Annotated in this window: 17 protein-coding genes and 1 pseudogene; 5 read left to right on the forward strand and 13 right to left on the reverse strand. The window is 71.7% G+C overall.

Annotation, left to right across the window (positions count from 1 at the left end; all coding sequences use genetic code 11):
* Positions 1-10 precede the first annotated feature (10 nt).
* Both ACFVIU_RS06015 and ACFVIU_RS06020 read right to left on the reverse strand, forming a co-directional pair.
* A complete protein-coding gene (locus tag ACFVIU_RS06015) occupies positions 11-412 on the reverse strand; it encodes a YkvA family protein (protein WP_385840914.1) in 402 nt (133 codons plus the stop codon).
* Between the two features lie 36 nt (positions 413-448).
* Entirely contained in the window at positions 449-853 is a 405-nt protein-coding gene (locus ACFVIU_RS06020) for an ArsR/SmtB family transcription factor (RefSeq protein WP_385840915.1), read from the reverse strand.
* Between the two features lie 107 nt (positions 854-960).
* Between ACFVIU_RS06020 and ACFVIU_RS06025 the strand changes: the two genes are divergently transcribed.
* Positions 961-2,943, forward strand: coding sequence for a heavy metal translocating P-type ATPase (locus ACFVIU_RS06025; protein WP_385840917.1), 1,983 nt, complete (start codon positions 961-963; stop codon positions 2,941-2,943).
* Positions 2,944-3,209: 266 nt separating this feature from the next.
* Positions 3,210-3,944, forward strand: coding sequence for a dienelactone hydrolase family protein (locus tag ACFVIU_RS06030; protein ID WP_385840918.1), 735 nt, complete (start codon positions 3,210-3,212; stop codon positions 3,942-3,944).
* A gap of 52 nt (positions 3,945-3,996) precedes the next feature.
* Here the strand turns inward: ACFVIU_RS06030 and tpg are convergent, their stop codons facing one another.
* The 4 genes from tpg to ACFVIU_RS06050 all read right to left on the reverse strand — a co-directional run bounded on the left by tpg (position 3,997) and on the right by ACFVIU_RS06050 (position 7,860).
* On the reverse strand, positions 3,997-4,557 hold the full coding sequence (tpg, locus tag ACFVIU_RS06035; protein ID WP_385840919.1) for a telomere-protecting terminal protein Tpg: 561 nt from the start codon (positions 4,555-4,557) through the stop codon (positions 3,997-3,999).
* A 12-nt stretch (positions 4,558-4,569) separates the two neighbouring features.
* Complete coding sequence (gene tap / locus ACFVIU_RS06040; protein ID WP_385840920.1) at positions 4,570-6,705, reverse strand: telomere-associated protein Tap; 2,136 nt, start codon at positions 6,703-6,705, stop codon at positions 4,570-4,572.
* A 161-nt stretch (positions 6,706-6,866) separates the two neighbouring features.
* Positions 6,867-7,262 carry a VOC family protein gene (locus ACFVIU_RS06045; protein ID WP_385840921.1) on the reverse strand — a complete coding sequence of 132 codons (396 nt, stop codon included), beginning with the start codon at positions 7,260-7,262 and terminating at the stop codon, positions 6,867-6,869.
* 88 nt (positions 7,263-7,350) lie between these two features.
* On the reverse strand, positions 7,351-7,860 hold the full coding sequence (locus tag ACFVIU_RS06050) for a GNAT family N-acetyltransferase (RefSeq protein WP_385840922.1): 510 nt from the start codon (positions 7,858-7,860) through the stop codon (positions 7,351-7,353).
* 131 nt (positions 7,861-7,991) lie between these two features.
* On the opposite strand from ACFVIU_RS06050, the gene ACFVIU_RS06055 reads away from it, so the two are divergent.
* The 3 genes from ACFVIU_RS06055 (at position 7,992) to ACFVIU_RS06065 (ending at position 10,234) form a co-directional block, all read left to right on the forward strand.
* Positions 7,992-8,528, forward strand: coding sequence for a GNAT family N-acetyltransferase (locus ACFVIU_RS06055; RefSeq protein ID WP_385840923.1), 537 nt, complete (start codon positions 7,992-7,994; stop codon positions 8,526-8,528).
* A gap of 105 nt (positions 8,529-8,633) precedes the next feature.
* Positions 8,634-9,041 carry a YciI family protein gene (locus ACFVIU_RS06060; protein WP_385840925.1) on the forward strand — a complete coding sequence of 136 codons (408 nt, stop codon included), beginning with the start codon at positions 8,634-8,636 and terminating at the stop codon, positions 9,039-9,041.
* Between the two features lie 8 nt (positions 9,042-9,049).
* Complete coding sequence (locus ACFVIU_RS06065) at positions 9,050-10,234, forward strand: RNA polymerase sigma factor (protein WP_385841340.1); 1,185 nt, start codon at positions 9,050-9,052, stop codon at positions 10,232-10,234.
* 14 nt (positions 10,235-10,248) lie between these two features.
* Here the strand turns inward: ACFVIU_RS06065 and ACFVIU_RS06070 are convergent, their stop codons facing one another.
* The 7 genes and pseudogenes from ACFVIU_RS06070 to ACFVIU_RS06100 all read right to left on the reverse strand — a co-directional run bounded on the left by ACFVIU_RS06070 (position 10,249) and on the right by ACFVIU_RS06100 (position 16,807).
* Complete coding sequence (locus ACFVIU_RS06070) at positions 10,249-10,992, reverse strand: hypothetical protein (RefSeq protein ID WP_385840926.1); 744 nt, start codon at positions 10,990-10,992, stop codon at positions 10,249-10,251.
* A complete protein-coding gene (locus ACFVIU_RS06075) occupies positions 10,989-11,411 on the reverse strand; it encodes a hypothetical protein (RefSeq protein ID WP_385840927.1) in 423 nt (140 codons plus the stop codon). The genes ACFVIU_RS06070 and ACFVIU_RS06075 overlap by 4 nt, the downstream gene beginning before the upstream one ends.
* An 85-nt stretch (positions 11,412-11,496) precedes the next feature.
* Positions 11,497-12,189 (reverse strand): hypothetical protein, encoded by a 693-nt coding sequence (locus ACFVIU_RS06080; protein WP_385840928.1) that lies wholly within the window; start codon positions 12,187-12,189, stop codon positions 11,497-11,499.
* Positions 12,190-12,327: 138 nt separating this feature from the next.
* Positions 12,328-13,503 carry a PP2C family protein-serine/threonine phosphatase gene (locus ACFVIU_RS06085; RefSeq protein WP_385840929.1) on the reverse strand — a complete coding sequence of 392 codons (1,176 nt, stop codon included), beginning with the start codon at positions 13,501-13,503 and terminating at the stop codon, positions 12,328-12,330.
* A 105-nt stretch (positions 13,504-13,608) separates the two neighbouring features.
* The gene (locus ACFVIU_RS06090) at positions 13,609-14,445 is read right to left on the reverse strand and encodes a lysozyme (protein WP_385840930.1); all 837 of its coding nucleotides are present in this window, start codon (positions 14,443-14,445) and stop codon (positions 13,609-13,611) included.
* Positions 14,446-14,533: 88 nt separating this feature from the next.
* Positions 14,534-15,793: pseudogene (locus ACFVIU_RS06095) on the reverse strand (M1 family metallopeptidase); the annotation flags it as partial.
* 360 nt (positions 15,794-16,153) lie between these two features.
* A complete protein-coding gene (locus tag ACFVIU_RS06100) occupies positions 16,154-16,807 on the reverse strand; it encodes a 1,4-alpha-glucan branching protein (RefSeq protein ID WP_385840931.1) in 654 nt (217 codons plus the stop codon).
* Positions 16,808-16,845: the final 38 nt, after the last annotated feature.

The raw sequence follows: 16,845 nt of genomic DNA on the forward strand, positions 1-16,845 counted from the left end.
CTTGCGCTCGCTAGGCAACCGGGAGACCCGCGAGCCGACGTACGACCGCAAGCCCGTCGGGGGTGCCGGGCCAGTGCCGGGCGAGCGCATCGGTGCCCGCCTGCCGGATGACGGCCCGCAGGACGACAGCGACGGCGAGGGCGTCGTCCGCGTAGCCGAGGACCGGGATGAAGTCGGGGACGAGGTCGACGGGCAGGGCCAGATAGCCGGCCAGCGCCCAGAGCAGCCAGCGGGCACGGCGCGGGAGGGTGGAGTCGCGGGCGAGCCGGGAGACGAGGCGCACCAGGTCGGGCAGGAGTCGCACCGCCTCGGTGAGCAGACTGCCCTTGGGTCTGGCGAGCGCGAGGGCCGCCAACAGCACGAGCCAGCAGGCCAGCAGGGCGACGGCGATCCCGATCAGGATCTGCCACATGCCGTTCATCGGACTCGGGCCCCCGGCCAAGGGTGATCAGGTGCCGGTGGCGGCCACAGCTTCCCGTTCCGGCTCGGCGACGGCTGCGGCGGTGTCGCTCAGGCCGAGCCGGAGGTGCTCGACGTGGTACAGGGCCTGGTCGAGCAGTTCGCACACGTGGTTGTCGTACAGCGAGTAGACCACCGAGCGTCCCTTGCGCGTGCCGACCACCAGGTCGAGGTTGCGCAGCAGGCGCAGTTGGTGGGAGCAGGCCGACTGCTCCATGCCGACCTCGGCGGCCAGCTCGGTCGCGGGGAGCGGCCCCTCGCGCAGGCGGGAGAGGATCAGCAGCCGCGAGGGGGTGGCCAGCGCCTGAAGCGTGGCGGCCACCTTCACGGCGTTGTCCGCCGTGAGGCGGGTGCGCGGGACGCGGTCGGCGGGGGTGGCGGCTCCATGACCCATACGGTCATCATACACCGCCCCCATGAACACATGAATCTTTGTTCATCTGTTCCTGTTACGGTGGAGGCAGACTCTCCGCTCACGTCTGTCTAAGGACCCGTCTTTCGATGTCTTCCGCTCTCACCCACCCGACCTCCGCCGGCGACGCGGCCCGGTGGGACGTGGTCACACCCCGGCGCCGCACCCGGATCCTCACGCTGCCCGAGGCCCGTTGGGCGGCGGCCGCCCTGGTGCTGTTCCTGAGCGCGCTCCCGATGTACCTGCTCGGGGCGCCGGCGTGGGTGTGGGGGCCGCTGTTCGCCCTCACCTATGCCACCGGCGGCTGGGAGCCCGGCTGGGCCGGCTTGCAGGCGCTCAGGGAGAAGACGCTGGACGTGGACCTGCTGATGGTCGTCGCGGCGCTGGGGGCGGCGGCGATCGGTCAGGTTCTGGACGGCGCGCTGCTGATCGTCATCTTCGCCACCTCGGGCGCCCTGGAGGCGATCGCCACCGCCCGCACCGCCGACTCGGTGCGCGGGCTGCTCGGCCTCGCCCCCGCCACCGCGACCCGCCTGCGGGACGACGGCACCGAGGAGACAGTCCCCACCGGGCAACTGGCCGTGGGCGACACGATCCTGGTGCGCCCCGGAGAGCGGGTCGGCGCCGACGGCCGGGTCCTGGACGGCGCCGGCGAGGTCGACCAGGCCACCATTACCGGCGAGCCCCTGCCCGTGGCCAAGCAGGAGGGCGACGAGGTGTTCGCCGGCACGCTCAACGGCACCGGCGTGCTGCGGGTGAAGGTCGAGCGCGACCCGTCCGATTCGGTGATCGCCCGGATCGTGGCCATGGTCGAGGAAGCCTCCGGGACCAAGGCGCCGACCCAGCTGTTCATCGAGAAGGTCGAACAGCGCTATTCGATCGGGATGGTGGCCGCGACCGTCGCGCTGTTCGTGCTGCCGCTGGTGTTCGGTGCGGCGTTGCAGCCGACGCTCCTGCGGGCGATGACGTTCATGATCGTGGCCTCGCCGTGTGCGGTGGTGCTGGCCACCATGCCGCCGCTGCTGTCCGCGATCGCGAATGCCGGGCGGCACGGTGTGCTGGTGAAGTCCGCTGTGGTGATGGAGCAGCTCGGCCAGGTCGACGCGGTGGCGCTGGACAAGACCGGCACGCTGACCGAGGGCACCCCGCGGGTGACCGACATCCGCCCGCTGGTGGCCTCCGGCCTCAGCGAGGAGAGGCTGCTGCGGATCGCGGCGGCGGCCGAGTACCCCAGCGAGCACCCGCTGGCCCGTGCCGTCGTGGATGCCGCCCGCACCCGCGGCCTGGACATTCCCCTGGCAACGGACTTCACCTCCGCCCCCGGCACCAAAGTCACGGCCACTGTCGAGGGCAAGGCCGTCGCGGTCGGCAGCCCCGCCCGGCTACTGAACGGCCGGGTCGGCCACCCGGCCGCCGTGGTCGCCGCCCGGCTGGAGGACGAGGGCCGCACCGCTGTCCTGGTCGAGATCGAGGGCACCCCGGCCGGGGTGCTGGGCATCGCCGACCGGCTGCGGGCGGAGGCCGCCGCCACCGTCGCCGCACTCACCGAACTGACCGGCACCGCGCCGGTGCTGGTCACCGGCGACAACCCGCGCGCCGCCGCCCGCCTCGCCCGCGAGGTCGGCGTCACCGACGTCCGGGCGGGACTGCTCCCGCAGGACAAGGTCACTGCGGTCCACGAGCTGGAGCAGGCCGGGCGCAAGGTGCTGGTGGTCGGTGACGGCGTCAACGACGCTCCCGCACTCGCCGCCGCCCACACCGGCATCGCCATGGGCCGGGCCGGCTCCGATCTCGCCCTGGAGACCGCCGACGCCGTCGTGGTCCGTGACGAGCTCGCCACCATCCCCACCGTCGTCGCGCTCTCCCGTCGCGCGCGGCGACTGGTGGTGCAGAACCTGGTCGTCGCCGCGGTCTTCATCACCGGCCTGGTCGTCTGGGACCTGGCCGGGACCCTGCCGCTGCCGCTGGGTGTTGCCGGGCACGAGGGCTCAACGGTCATCGTGGGCCTGAACGGCCTGCGCCTGCTGGCCGACGGCGCCTGGCGCCGCGCCCACAGCGGGACCGGCCAGTGAGCCGCCGCGGCCACGGGCTCCCCGTGGAGCCGGACAGGGAACCGCACCTGACAACTGGCCTCGGCGTTGACCGGTGGGCTAGGTTGTGCAGCCATGACGACCGGGACGGCACTGCGCCACACACGGATTGGTGACCCGGTGCTCTGCTGAGCGCCGTACGGGCCGGTGCCGGCCCGCTGTTGGACCGAGGATGTCGCGCTGCTGCTCGCGCTCCGCCTCCGTCGTGTTGCTCACAGCCTCGACACGTGAACCACGACAGGAGAACCATGCCCCTCAAGACGCTTCAGATTCCGACCGTGGACGGCCAGGCCGACGCGTTCGCCGCGCTTCCCGACGGGGGCGGGCGCCATCCGGGGGTGCTGATGTACCCGGATGGCTTCGGCATCCGGCCGGTACTTCGGGAGATGGCCCGCGAACTGGCCCAGCACGGGTACTACGTACTCGTCCCCAACCTCTTCTACCGGCACGGTCCGGCACCGGTGATCGAACTCCCCGAGTACATCGGCGAAGAGGAACGACCCGCGGTCTTCGCCCAGTTGATGCCCTTGATCGAGGAGCACACCCCAGAACGTGTGCTGCGCGACGCCGACGCCTATCTCACGTTTCTCACCGCTCAGCCGGAGGTCAGCGCCGGCCCGGTCGCGGTGACCGGCTACTGCATCGGCGGCCTCCTGGCGACGCGCACCGCCGCGGCCCACCCCGGCCAGGTAGCCGCCCTCGCCGCATTCCACGCCCCGGTGGGAGCCGACGGGCCCGACAGCCTCTCCCGGCTGACCGCCGAGGTCCACTTCGGCCACGCCGAGAGCGACATGGCGCCCACGGCCCTCGACGAACTCGACCAGGCCCTGGACGCGGCGGGTGTCCGCTACACCTCCGAGATCTACCCCGGCACCGTCCACGGCTTCACCATGTCCGACACCGATGCCTTCGACCCCGCTGCGTTGCAGCTTCACTGGAATCGCCTGTTGTCCCTTCTCGGCCACGCATTGACCACGAGCTGAGAATCGGTGGAGGGCCGTCCTCGACCCCATGCGCCGTACGGGCAGGGAACGGTCACGAGAGGTCGAACTCCACGTGCTCGACGTCCGTGAGGCGGACCTCCTCCAGCTGGCCGGCGCGGCGGCCGTTGTCCTGGAAGTAGACCTCCTTGAGCCCTTCTGCCGCGATCTCCCTGAGCTGCTGGTCGCCGGCGCCGGCCTGCTGGGCGTCGAAGAGGCGGGCGGCGTACTGCGGTGGCAGGGCGACGGTCAGGTGCCGTACGCGGTCCTCGTCCGTCGACCCGATCGGCGCGGTGTAGCCGATCCGGGCCCGGGTGTCGATGACGATGCCGCCGGTGGTCGCCGCCCGCTGCCGCGCCCTGGCCCGTACCTGCGGCTGCCACCGCTTCGTCACCTCATGCTCCATGCGCGCGGCAAGGTCCGGCCGGGGCTTCTTGATCTGGTCCTTCACGTACCGCTCGACGGTGCGCTGGGAGATCCGCAGCATCTGGGCGACCGCCCTGGTGCCCTTCAGCTGCTTGACGAGGTACCGCATCTGCGCGCCCGCGCTCTTGGGCGCCGGACGGGTGAACGACTTCTGCACCGCGGCGTCCAGGCCGTCCCCGAACAGGCTCATCGTCGCCCCCTCCTACTCTCCGGTGTCGACGTCGCTGACGGTGCCGTCCTTGATGTACCGGGCGAGGTTGAGTTCCGGGGCGTTGAACCGCTCGCGGACTTCCTCGCCCCACAGGACGCTCTGGGTGCCTTCATGCTTGACCAGGCCGGGGTTGACGCCGAGCTTGAAGCCGCCGGGCAGCGGCTTGCCCTCCCGGTACGGCAGGAAGTCCAGCGGCGACTCGCCGCCCGCCGCGTAGACGACACAGTCGGACAGGATCGCGACCGGATACTGCCCGGTGAACGCCGCGTGCTTGACGATCTTGCGGTGCAGGTTGATCCGGGTGCGGGAGATGACCGCCGCCCGGATGTCCGGCCGCCACGTCGGACGGGACAGCGCCCGCCACGGCCGGCCCGGCCGCCAGCCCTCGCCCCGGGGCCGCTCGCGCAGCTTGCCGATGCCCCCCTTGATCGTGGCCTTGACCGCAGAGACGACGATCGCCAGCTCCGGGTCGCGTTCCCTGTAGCCGTCCATGGCCGCGAGGAAGTCGGCCGGTGCCATGTCCGGGTGCACGCCGAGGTCGGCCATCGTGGCGAGGTAGGCGTCCCGCAGGCGGGTGTACCAGCCGTCCAGGTAGCGGCCGTTCTCGTGGCGGACGTACGCCTCGACCGGGCGCACCTCGTAGCCCAGTTCCACCGCGTACGCCACGGTGGGCGTCGCGTACCAGGCCGGGCCCTCGGGGCGCTCGCCCCTCGGCGTGAACGGGCTGGGCAGCAGCTCGCCGTCCAGCCGCACCCACTCCTTGCCGGCCTTCACCCGGGAGAGGTCGACATGGGAGAGGTCCACGAGCCACGAGCCGGGCAGCTTCGGGTCGAACACCGGGCTCTTGACGTGCGTGGGCGCGCCGAGGCCGACGATCAGGCCGTTGGCGCCGGCGCCGAAGGCGAGGTTGACGTCGATGCCGACCAGGTGGCGCAGGGTGCACTCGGCATCGGTCATCGGCCGCGCCCAGTCGTACGCCTCCTCGAACAGCTTCTCCGCCGGGCCGCGGACATGGAAGCGCGGCAGGTCCGCGAGGAGCGGGTGCCCGTCCGGGGCCTCGCAGGGCGCCGGGTCCACCGGGTCCTTGCCCAGGGAGCCGGGGTTGTGCTCGGAGTGCCGGTGGCCGTCGGCGTCGGGCGCGGAGGCGCGGGTCGGCGGGTGCAGCGCGGTCATCAGCTCCAGACCGGTCACGGCCGTGGATCCGCGTGGCGTCATCACGCGGGACGCGTACACGCCGAGGACCCGGGCGAGGTCGGCCGGCGGGAGCTGGGCGGCGTGGCCCCAGTGCCGGGAGTCGAGGGCGTGCCAGGACGGGATGCACAGCTGCACACAGGCCCGCTCCGAGCCGCTGGCCGGGCGGTAGATCCGCGCCCATGGGCCGAACCCCCGCTTGGTCAGTTTCCAGTCGGCGCGGGCCAGTTGCCTGACGACCTTGTGATTCTCCGCGATCCGCCCGGCCAGCCGCTCCTCGTCCGTGAGGGTGACCGGCAGACCGTAGCGCTGCAAGGCGGCCTCGGTGAGGACGAGCAGCGGGTCGGCGTCCTTGCCCGGACCGGACAGCTTCGGCTGCCCGATCCCTCCCTCGGTGAGCGTCCATTCCACCAGCGCCGGGAGGGACTTGGCGGGCACGTCCAGGACCAGGCCGCCGGTGCAGTACGCCAGCACCTGACCGTCCTCGACGTCGACGACGGCGAGCGGGCCGTTCTCGAACCGCGCGCGGGTGTCGGCCGGGGCCGCCTCCTTCGCGGCGGGGCGGCGCGATGTCGACGGGGCAGCGGGTTCGGAGGGGGAGGCGGGAGCGGGCTCCGGCGCCGGGGCCACGGGGCCCGTGGCGATCTCCGGCACTTCCGTGTCCTTGTCCGCGTCCGGCGCGGCGGTGTCGGCCGGGGCGGGGTAGAGCTTGGCGAGGCCGTCGAGGAGACGGGCGTACGCGTCCCGCTCCGGCGGACGGGGCTCGGTCCGGCCGGCCTCCCAGCCGCTGACCGTGGCCCGGCGCACCTTCAGCGCGGCGGCCACCTCGTCCAGCGTCAGACCGTGCGCCTGACGCAGCCGCCTGCGCTCGGCCGGCGGCGGCAGTGCGGCACGGGACGCGAGGAGCGCGTCGACGGCGTCGAACAACTCGGACATGGAGCACCTCCACGCCCTACGCTACCCCATGAACCGGACATATCGCGTACGTTCAGCGTACGAAACGCGTCTGCTTCGCGTACGGCGACCATGGGCACCTCGTCAGCGGGTGACGATGCAGATCTGCATGCAGGCTCCCAAGCAGGCGGTTCAACGGACGCTCAGTCGATGCAGAACTCGTTGCCCTCGATGTCCTGCATCACGATGCACGAGTCGTGGCCGTCGTACAGCAGTCGTACGCGGACCGCGCCGAGCGGGAGCAGCCGGGCGCACTCGGCTTCGAGGGCGGCCAGGCGCTCCTCACCCGTGAGCCCGGTGCCGACCCGCACACAGAGATGCACCCGGTTCTTGACGACCTTGGCTTCGGGAACGCGCTGGAAGAACAGGCGCGGGCCGACACCCGAGGGATCACTACAGGCGAACCATGAACCCTGGTCCCCGGAAGACCCCTCCGGTGGCGGCGAGGGGACGTACCCCAGCACCTCGCACCAGAAGCCAGCGAGGCGCTCGGGTTCCGCGCAGTCGAAGGTGACTTGGAATTGCTTGATCATCGACACGGGCGCACTTTAACAGGGGCACTCCGTCGCCATCTCCCGGTAGGGGGGCGCATGTTGGCGGCCCAAGGAAGTGCCGACGGCCGGGCGGTCACAGAGCCTTGCGCAGGAGAACGCACATCGTCTCGTGGCGACGGATCACCCCGTCGGGCCCTTCCTCGTCCCAGGCGTCCGGCTCGTGGCCGTACGCGACGTAGCCGAGGCGTTCGTACAGGGCCCGAGCCCGGGGGTTGTCATCCTCCACGGCGAGTTCGGCCCTGCGCAGGCCGCGGTCTCTGATCCGCTGTTCGGCCGCTCGGACCAGCAGCGTGCCCAGGCCGCAGGACTGGAGTGCCGGAAGCACAGCGAGCTGCCACAGGGTCCCGGCCCCCTCGGAGACCTGGTAGTCGATACCGCCGATCGCCACCGGCAGATCCGCGGCGGTGCATACGGCCAGGTAGTCCACCTCGCCGACAGCGGCTCGCGCCAACTCCCGCTCCACCTGGCGCAGATGGGTGGCCGACCCGGACCAGGTACACGCGGGCAGGTCTCGGGGCAGCAGATCGCGCACACCGACGGGTACGACGAGGGTCGCATCGGTGGAGTCGTGTGCAGGGCTCATGGCAGCGAGCATGACGAGCGGCGGGCCGGTGTGGCAACGCGGTTTCGCCCGGCTTGTTGTGTGAAAGAGTCAACCGCCGTCGCCCAGGCGGTCGTACGAAGGCCGAACACGAGAGGACCGGGAGCCGTTCCATGTCTGAGGAGATCACGCTGCGTCCGGTGACCGCCGAGGATCTCGATCTGTTCGAGCGCGAGTTCAACGGGCCGGAGGGGGCCGGCCCGTACCAGTGGTTCGGCTTCGGTTCGCCGGCCGGGCTGCGCCGGCAGTTCGCCGAGACCGGACTGCTCGGCCCCGACGGCGGCATGCTGTCCGTCGCCGAGGCGGGGCGGACGGTGGGCCGGGTCGAGTGGTTCGCCGGGGCCTGGGGGCGGCCCGCCACCTCCACCTGCTGGAGCCTGGCGATCGGCCTGGTGCCGTCCGCGCACGGCCGTGGCATAGGCACCCGGGCCCAGCGGCTGCTGGCCGAGTACCTCTTCGACCACACCAGGGCCGAGCGGCTGCAAGCGTGGACGGACTGCGCCAACCTCGCCGAGCAGCGTGCGCTGGAGAAGGCGGGCTTCGTCAGGGAGGGTGTGCTGCGCTCCGCGCAGTGGCGCGGCGGCCGGTGGCACGACCAGGTGATCTTCTCCATGCTCCGCGCGGAGCGGTCCGGCGGCACACCAGGCTGAGGCCGAAAAAAATATTTCTCCGGCGATGTCGAGAACCCGTGACCGGCTCCGTCCCAGGGGTGAGCGCGGCCAGAATGGGTCGCACGAACACCGAGGAGAACCACGATGGCGAAGTACCTGCTGCTGAAGCACTACCGCGGCGCCCCGGCTCCGGTGAACAACGTGCCCATGGACCAGTGGAGCCCGGAGGAGATCTCGGCCCACATGCAGTACATGCACGACTTCGCGGCCCGGCTGGAGAAGACCGGCGAGTTCGTCGACGGTCAGGCGCTCGCCCCGGAGGGGGCGTGGGTCCGCTACGACGGTGAGGGGCGCCCGCCGGTCACCGACGGACCGTTCGCGGAGACCAAGGACCTCATCGCCGGCTGGATGATCATCGACGTCGACAGCTACGAGCGGGCCGTCGAGCTGGCCGGGCAGCTGTCGGCCGCGCCGGGGGCCGGCGGCAGGCCGATCCACGAGTGGCTGGAGGTGCGCCCCTTCCTCGCCGCGCCGCCCACCATCACGGAGTGACGTCACCGATGGACGAGGTGCTGCTCAGGAGCCTCACGCCGAGCGTGCTCACCGTCCTCGTCCGCCGCGGAGCCGACTTCGCGGCGGCCGAGGACGCCGTACAGGACGCGCTGGTGGAGGCGCTGCGGGTCGGGGCGGCCGGCCCTTCCCCGGACTCCCGGCTGCGGCCGGGCGGGGAAGTTCCCATCAGGGATGTCAAGGGCTGGCTGGTCACCGTGGCCTGGCGCAAGTTCCTCGACGCGACGCGCGCCGAGGCCGCCCGGCGCCGGCGTGAGGACCGCGTCGCGGAGGAGCCGGCGCCCGGGCCGGCAGCCGCGGTGGACGACACGCTCCAGCTCTACTTCCTGTGCGCTCACCCGTCGCTGACACCGGCGTCCGCGGTCGCGCTCACCCTGCGCGCCGTCGGCGGGCTCACCACCCGCCAGATCGCCCAGGCCTACCTGGTGCCCGAGGCGACCATGGCGCAACGCATCAGCCGGGCCAAGCGCACCGTCTCGGGCGTGCGCTTCGACCAGCCCGGCGATGTCGCCACCGTGCTGCGGGTGCTCTACCTGGTCTTCAACGAGGGCTACTCCGGGGACGTCGACCTCGCCGCCGAGGCCATCCGGCTCACCCGGCAGCTCGCGGCCGCCGTCGACCACCCCGAGGTGGCGGGGCTGCTCGCCCTCATGCTGCTGCACCACGCCCGACGCGCGGCCCGGACCGCGCCCGACGGCAGCCTGGTGCCGCTCGCCGAGCAGGACCGCGGCCGGTGGGACACCGCGTTGATCGCCGAGGGGGTGGAGATCTTGCAGGCGGCGCTGGCCCGTGACCGGCTGGGCGAGTTCCAGGCCCAGGCCGCCATCGCCGCCCTCCACGCCGACGCGCCGCGCGCCGCCGAGACCGACTGGGTGCAGATCGTCGAGTGGTACGACGAGCTGACACGGCTGACCGACAGTCCGGTCGTCCGGCTCAACCGGGCGGTCGCCGTCGGCGAGGCCGACGGACCGCGCGCCGGCCTGGCCGCGCTCGCCGGGCTGGACGCCTCACTGCCCCGCCACACCGCGGTCGCGGCCTACCTGCACGAGCGCGACGGCGACCTGGAGACGGCGGCACGGCTGTACGCGGAGGCCGCCCACAAGGCGCCCAACCTGGCCGAGCGCGACCACCTGACCCGCCAGGCCGCCCGGCTCAACACCGGCCGATCTCGCTGAGGGGTTGCAGCTGGTCAGGCACCTGAGCCGGCCTCGGACCACACGCTTGCCTGGGCCAGCACTCCGGTGCTGAATTGGTTGCTGATCGAGGTGATGGTCAGAACGGCCGTACGGCCTTCCTTCGTGGTGAGGCAGATCACCGACCCCGCCTTTGCCTCGACCATCGTGACGCCCTTGGTGTTCACGAGGTCCGAGCAGTCCTGCCTCGTCGGCATCCCCCGCCCGGACCACAGGGCCAGGGTGGGGTCGTCGCTGCTGAGACGGGGCGGATCGACCAGCCCCAGCTGTACGTCGGCCTCGAAGCCGTACCGGCTGCGCCCGGGTGGGTTCTTGTCCAGCATCGGCCCGTACTCGGAGATGCGGACACTGCCCGTCCACTGGATGCCGTTGGACGGCGGGGACACCGACGCAGAGGGCGCGGGAACATCCCCTTGACTCGCCGTCCGGGACGGCTGGGCATCCGCCGAGCGCGGCGAGGCGCTGGTCGAAGGCGGTGTCACACCGGAAGGAACCGGCCCGCCCTTGCCCGCCGCGCTCGACCCACCGCGCCCGGAGAGTTGCACCAGCCCCCAGGTGAGCGCGCCGGCGGCCAGCGCCGCCACCAGAAGCACGGCGATGAGCCGCGGTCGCCCACGGTCGCCTCGCTGCTCTCCGAGGTACAGGTTGTACTGGGTGGACCGGGGGCCGCTCTGCGCGGCCGTGTTTCCCTGGAAGGTGTTCCCGGCCACCCCGCCCTCGTCGCCTCTCCTCTCGGTCATGCCCCCGACCCGAAGTGGTTGGTCTGCTGGGTGTGGGCGCCGATCTGGAAGGCCGTAGGACCCTCGAAGGTGTTGCCCTGGACCAGAGCGCCGGTGGCCGGGTCCGGTTCGCCGAACGGTGCCATGAGCGCGCGCAGTTCGGTGATCACCTGTGCGCGCTCTCGCTCGTCAAGACCTTCCAGGAACCTTCTCAGTCGGACCTGCCAGGACTGGTGGAGCAACTCCCTCTCGTCGTCGCTCAGTTCGGTGTCCTCCAGGTCCGATGTCGTCTGGTCGAGGCGCATCAGCTCCGCTTGTTCCCGCTGCGCGTCTCCCCTGCCCAGCAGCCGGCCGAGCCGTGCCCGCAGCACGGCCCACGCGTCGGTTCCGGCCGCCTGCAAGATGCCGGCCGCGATCACACTTGCCGCCTCGTCGAGCATGCGTCGCCTCCCTCTTCGCAACGTCCACTCACCGTAGCGTCGCCGGCGGTTCCGAGGTGCCGCATTCACCGACAGCCCGCGGTCGCTAGGCGTAGAAGGGCCCGGGCGTGCTCCACGTGGTGTGGCCGAAGACGTTGTCGTCGGCGATGGTCAGGCTGATGTTCGTGACCTTCAGCCCGTACTGGGTCGGTGTCATGCCGGCGGGGCAGGCGACCTGCACCGCAGGGAAGTTCATGAAGAAGTACGGGCCCGTGTCCCGGGTGGTGTCGGAACGCAGGGCGGACAGGACCCAGTTGGCCTCGGTGAGGTAGTAGACCCGCATCAGCTGCTGGTGTTCGGTGCGCACCACGAAGGCGGTGGCGTGGTCGAAGGTCCCGTCGGGGCGCAGGCAGCCGAAGGTGCGGGCGGTGTCGGCGTAGGCGGTGAACCAGTAGTCGGTACTGCTCAGACCCGCGGTGTAACCGGGCTGGCTGCGCACGTCGTGCAGGGTGAAGTCGAGCTTGAAGCCGCCGCAGCCGGGCGTCGGATCGTAGTCGTGGTAGATGAGCTGGCACTTGTGGTCGCCGAAGGCGGCCGTGGGATCCGGCCTGTACGGCTGTGGGACCACGGCGCCGTGGAAGGTCACGGTGGCCGAGACACCGCCCTCGGTGGCGGCCGGAATGTCGGCGCTCGCGGTCGCGTTCGCCCCTCCCGCGCCGGCCAGGACCAGCCCGGCCCCCAGGAGCAGGGCGACGGTCAGCCGGGCCAGGGATCTGCGCAGGCGCTCCAGTTGCTCCATGGACGAACCCCCCTGTGACATACGGACGCGGCGTCCGCGAGCTCGCGAACGCGCGGGCACACGCTAGCCGCGCATCCGCGACCCGTCCGGCGAACCATACGAAACGGCGTGAAACGTGCGCTTCGCCGGAAGGGGCGGTCAGCGGTTCGGCTGCCACTCGAACATCAGGATGGTGGCGTCGTCACGGAGCCTGCTGTCCTCGGAGTCGAGCAGCGAGTGGATCAGTCGGCGAAGCGTCTCGGGTGGGAGTTCGCCGGTGGAGGTGGCCCGGATGACATAGTCGGCGAAGCGCTCCAGTCCGAGCATCCTGCCGTCGGCCATCCGCGCCTCGGTGACGCCGTCGGTGTACAGCAGTACGCGGTCGCCGGGCCGCAGCCGCGCCTGGTGGATCCTGCGTTCCCGCCCGGTCAGCAGGGAGCGCAGCCCCATGGGCGGATCCGGCTCGCGGACCAGCGCGTCGACCATGAGCCGCTGATCGCGGATCAGCAGGGGCGCCGGGTGGCCGCAGTTGCTCCACTCCAGCACGCCCGTGGAGAAGTCGAGCTGCGCGAGGATCCCGGTGCAGAACTGGTCGGGCAGCCATTGGCTGAGCGCTTCGTCCACGCCGTCCACGAGCGAGCGCAGGTCGGCGTCGGTGCGCCGGGCGTTGCGGCAGGCCGCCAGGGCCACCGCGCTGGTGAGCCCGGAGGCGAGGTTGTGTCCCATGGCGTCCAGGACGACGGCGTGCAGCGAGGTCGTGGTGAGGGAGTGGTCGAAGGCGTCGCCGCCGATGTCGTACGCGGGTTCCAGGACGGCGGTGGAGACGACCTGGAGATTGCCGATGGTGCGGGGCGGCAGGAAGGCGCGCAGCATCTCGGCGGGCAGGTGCATGGCTTCGGTGCGGGTCCGCCGTACGAAGGAGTCCTTGTACGCCCGCTTCGACGTGATCATCATCGCCAGCAGCGCGGCCAGGGCCCGGCCCTGGCGCAGCGAGCCCGCGGTGAGCGACCGGGTGTGCACGGCGAGGACACCGAGCCGCTCGGCGCCGTCCAGCAGCGGGAACCAGGCCGTCATCCCGTCCCGGTCGGACTCCTCCACGCGCAGCGTCTGGGTGCGGTAGCACCAGCCGGCGCACGATGCGTCGATGGGCAGGTTCGCGGTCACGTCGGTGAGCGGCACGAGGTGGCGCTGCTGGAGATCGGCGAGGTAGACCACGGCGTGCCGCAGGCCGATCGCCTTCGCGCAGTGGGCGACGGCGGCCGTGAGGTCGAGCGTGCAGGTGACGGGATCGGCGAGGAACTCCTCCAGCGGCGCACCGCCCGGTTCTGCCGTCACCTCTTGATCACCACCCCGGACCGGTCGTCGTCGTCCCAGCAGTCCCACTCTCACATCGCGTGCCGGGCCGTGCAGCCCGCGTTCCCCCACCCGGGGCCCCGGCCCTCAGCCGGTGGCGAGGGCGCGCAGTTGGTCCTGGGAGCCGTTGAACCGGTCGTGGTCGCCGACCGTGGGGCCGGTGGAGGTGTACTGCCACATCGTGTACGACGACCAGCCCGCCGGCAGCGTCCCGGCGGTGGTGGCGTACCGGGCGATCCACAGCGGGTTGGCGGAGAAGCCGCCGTAGTTGCCCGTGCACTGGGTCCACCAGCTCGTGGCCGTGTAGATGACCGCGTTGCGGCCGGTGCGGGTCTTGTAGCGGTTCAGGAAGTCCCGGATCCAGCTGACCATCCCGCTCTGGGACTTGCCGTAACAGGCGTCGCCGTACGGGTTCCACTCGATGTCCAGGGCCCCGGGGAGGGTCTTGGCGTCCTTGGACCAGCCGCCGCCGTGGTCCGCGAACCAGTCGGCCTGGGTGGCGCCGCCGGTCGTGTCCGGGGTCGCGAAGTGGTAGGCGCCGTGGATCATGCCGACGCCGTACGCGCCTTCGTACTGCTGGGTGAAGTAGGGGTTGGTGTAGTAGGTCCCCTCGGTCGCCTTGGTGTAGGCCCACCTGGCGCCGCTGCCCCACAGGGTGGCCCAGTCGACGTCGCCCTGGTAGCTGGAGACGTCCACGCCCTCGGTCTGGGTGGCCCGGCCGGCCAGCGGTGGTGAGCCGGAGAATCCGTCGTGGGCGAGGACGCCGATGCCCATGTAGGCGCTGCCGCGCACGGGTGCGCCCCCGGCCCCGTCGGAGGCGGCCGGGGGGCTGGAGACAAGGAGCAGAACGCCGGTCAGGGTGCCGACGAGGCACAGGCTGGACCGGCCGCGGAATCGGGATATGGAGCTTCGCACGGAATCCATCTGACCCGGCATCGGGTCGTTCCGCACTCCGGGTGCGCCCGAAGAGCCCGTCCGCGGCCGGTGATTGCGCCATGTGGGTGCGGCGGGGTCAGCCCGCGATGCGGTGCTGGCTCCAGAAGGAGGTCAGGTCCGTGCTCGTGGCGGCCTGGGCCGCCGCCTTGAACTCGGCGGTGGTGGAGACCCCGTACCAGTGCGCGGCCGCGTAGTCCTTGAGCAGCTTCGTCATGGCGGTGTCGCCGAGGACGCGCCGCAGGTCGTGCAGCGCGCACTTGCCGTAGCCGTAGACGACGGTGGAGTACCGGGAGGGGTGGGCGTCCCAGTAGGCCATCGAGTTGGTGATCTTCTCCGCGCTGGAGGACCAGGAGACGCTGCTCCAGCAGTTGCTGCCGGTCTTGCCGAGGGCGAGGTCGGTGGCGTAGTCGGTGAACGCCTCGTCCAGCCACGGGCTGTTGTACTCGTCGTCGCCGACGATGCCGTACCACCACTGGTGGCCGATCTCATGGGTGAGCGCGGTGGTGCTGACCAGGTCCAGGACGAAGCCGGGGTACTCCATCCCGCCGAACCAGTAGTTGTTGTCGAGGACGGCGTCCAGCTCGCCGTAGGGGTAGGCGCCGAAGCGTGCCGCGTGGGCGTCGACGGCGGACTTGGCGGTGCTGAGCATCGACTGGGCGCTCGAGGAGCTGATGCCCGAGACGGAGTAGACGTTCACCCGGACACCGGCCGTGGAGGTGCCGGAGATCTTGGTGAAGGGTCCGGCGGCCCAGGCGAAGTCACGGACCTGGGAGGCGGTGGCCGTGGTGACGGTACGGCCGCTGGATCCGGGGGTGTCGGTGGAGGTGCCGGTGGCGGGCACCAGCAGGGTGCTGGGGTGGTCGAGGGTCACCTTGAAGTCGGCGGCCAGGGAGTAGAACGACTCGCCGTTGTCGGTGTACGGGTCGAGGTGCCAGCCGGCGCCGTCGCGGACGGCGAGGACGGGCAGGGCGTTGCCGATGAAGCTGTAGGCGCCGTCGTGGCCGAACCGGTCGGCGCCGCTGGGCACGGTGATGCCGAGGTCGAAGCCGATGGTGGCGCTCTGTCCCTGGCCGAGCGTGCTGGGCAGGGACACCTGGAGGGCGGTGCAGTCCACGGAGAGCGCGCCCGCGGTGCCTCCGGTGACGTTGCCGACCTGGACGGGCATCGCGTCACAGGTGCCGTGGTAGTTGTCCCACAGCCGCAGGTACACCTCGTTCAGCGCCGTCGCGGAGGTGTTGGTGAAGGTGACGCTCTCGTGCCCGGTCCACACGGTGCCGCTCGTGTTGCTGCTCAGGCTCACGGTGTACGACGGGGTGCCCGGGCTGCGGGTGGTGTCGGTGACCGTCTGCGCGGCGGCCGGGGTGCCGGGGAGGAGAAGCGCCGCCAGCGCGGCGACGGCGAAGGCCCATGCACCGAGGGCCTTGTGGGGGGTCGATCTCACGGAAGCTCCTTTGCGGCGGCCGGGGTCCCGGCCTGCTCGGTGACCGCGCGGCCGGCGGGGGTTGCGCCGGGGGCGGCCTGGTGTGGGGCGTGCGTGATCGCTGTGCGGTGGTGCGGTCAGGCGCCCCCATGGGGTCGGGGCGCCGACTGCCGAAAGAGTCTCAGATTTGACCCGCACATGCCAGGACTGACGGTGCGGTGGCCCTGCCGGGCCGGCGCCGGGGGCGCACGCCGCGCGCTCCCCCGGCCGGATCGGTCAGCCGGTGTGCACGGTGATGAGGACGGCGGCGGCTTCGGTGCCGTCCGGGGCGGTCCAGCCGCGGGCGACATGGCCGGCCGCTCCCTCGGCGGGCAGCGGCGGACGGCCGGCGACCGGGTGCGGCACGCGGTGGACGTGCAGCGCGATGCCGTGCGGGGTGGGCAGCCGGGTGCCCTCCGGGCCGTCGGCCGGCTCGGGGGTGAACGGGGCCGGGGTGAAGGGGGCACCGGTGAAGGAGACGACCACCTCGGGGTCCGGTGTGTCGCTCACGCTCTGGGCCATCGGCTGCGCCGTGCCCCCGAGGAGCCGCAGCAGCTCGGTCACCAGCACCGGGTCGTGGCAGCCGTCGTACACCCAGCGCTTGCCCAGCACTCCGTGCTCCATGGTGCCGACGAGGGCGTGCTCGGCACCGTCGAGCGGTGCGCCGCGGTAGGTCAGCGGGGCGAAGTAGGCGGTGGGTTCGGCGGTGGAGGTGTCCGTGGCCACCATGAACTCCATACCGACCTCGCCCTCGGGGTCGTCCAGCCGGAAGCCGCCGGACTTCTCCAGGACCGGGGCGCCCGAGCCGCGGTACCAGGGCCGGGTCGGCAGCCAGTCGGTGAGCAGTTCGAGCTTCGTGGGCTTGAGGGTGGTGTGGTGGATGACGGCCATACCGACGGCTTCCTCCCGTTGCACGGTAACGAACCCTG

Origin of the sequence: Streptomyces sp. NPDC127190 (assembly GCF_042672505.1) — a bacterium.
Lineage (GTDB): Bacteria > Actinomycetota > Actinomycetes > Streptomycetales > Streptomycetaceae > Streptomyces.

What these genes read in the sequence shown, in the direction of transcription:
- tap (WP_385840920.1), bottom strand. Translation starts at nt 6,705, where the DNA reads ATGTCCGAGTTGTTCGACGCCGTCGACGCGCTCCTCGCGTCCCGTGCC.
- ACFVIU_RS06015 (WP_385840914.1), bottom strand. Translation starts at nt 412, where the DNA reads ATGTGGCAGATCCTGATCGGGATCGCCGTCGCCCTGCTGGCCTGCTGG.
- ACFVIU_RS06020 (WP_385840915.1), bottom strand. Translation starts at nt 853, where the DNA reads ATGGGTCATGGAGCCGCCACCCCCGCCGACCGCGTCCCGCGCACCCGC.
- ACFVIU_RS06060 (WP_385840925.1), top strand. Translation starts at nt 8,634, where the DNA reads ATGGCGAAGTACCTGCTGCTGAAGCACTACCGCGGCGCCCCGGCTCCG.
- tpg (WP_385840919.1), bottom strand. Translation starts at nt 4,557, where the DNA reads ATGAGCCTGTTCGGGGACGGCCTGGACGCCGCGGTGCAGAAGTCGTTC.
- ACFVIU_RS06075 (WP_385840927.1), bottom strand. Translation starts at nt 11,411, where the DNA reads ATGCTCGACGAGGCGGCAAGTGTGATCGCGGCCGGCATCTTGCAGGCG.
- ACFVIU_RS06030 (WP_385840918.1), top strand. Translation starts at nt 3,210, where the DNA reads ATGCCCCTCAAGACGCTTCAGATTCCGACCGTGGACGGCCAGGCCGAC.
- ACFVIU_RS06025 (WP_385840917.1), top strand. Translation starts at nt 961, where the DNA reads ATGTCTTCCGCTCTCACCCACCCGACCTCCGCCGGCGACGCGGCCCGG.
- ACFVIU_RS06100 (WP_385840931.1), bottom strand. Translation starts at nt 16,807, where the DNA reads ATGGCCGTCATCCACCACACCACCCTCAAGCCCACGAAGCTCGAACTG.
- ACFVIU_RS06090 (WP_385840930.1), bottom strand. Translation starts at nt 14,445, where the DNA reads ATGGATTCCGTGCGAAGCTCCATATCCCGATTCCGCGGCCGGTCCAGC.
- ACFVIU_RS06050 (WP_385840922.1), bottom strand. Translation starts at nt 7,860, where the DNA reads ATGAGCCCTGCACACGACTCCACCGATGCGACCCTCGTCGTACCCGTC.
- ACFVIU_RS06080 (WP_385840928.1), bottom strand. Translation starts at nt 12,189, where the DNA reads ATGGAGCAACTGGAGCGCCTGCGCAGATCCCTGGCCCGGCTGACCGTC.
- ACFVIU_RS06070 (WP_385840926.1), bottom strand. Translation starts at nt 10,992, where the DNA reads ATGACCGAGAGGAGAGGCGACGAGGGCGGGGTGGCCGGGAACACCTTC.
- ACFVIU_RS06065 (WP_385841340.1), top strand. Translation starts at nt 9,050, where the DNA reads ATGGACGAGGTGCTGCTCAGGAGCCTCACGCCGAGCGTGCTCACCGTC.
- ACFVIU_RS06055 (WP_385840923.1), top strand. Translation starts at nt 7,992, where the DNA reads ATGTCTGAGGAGATCACGCTGCGTCCGGTGACCGCCGAGGATCTCGAT.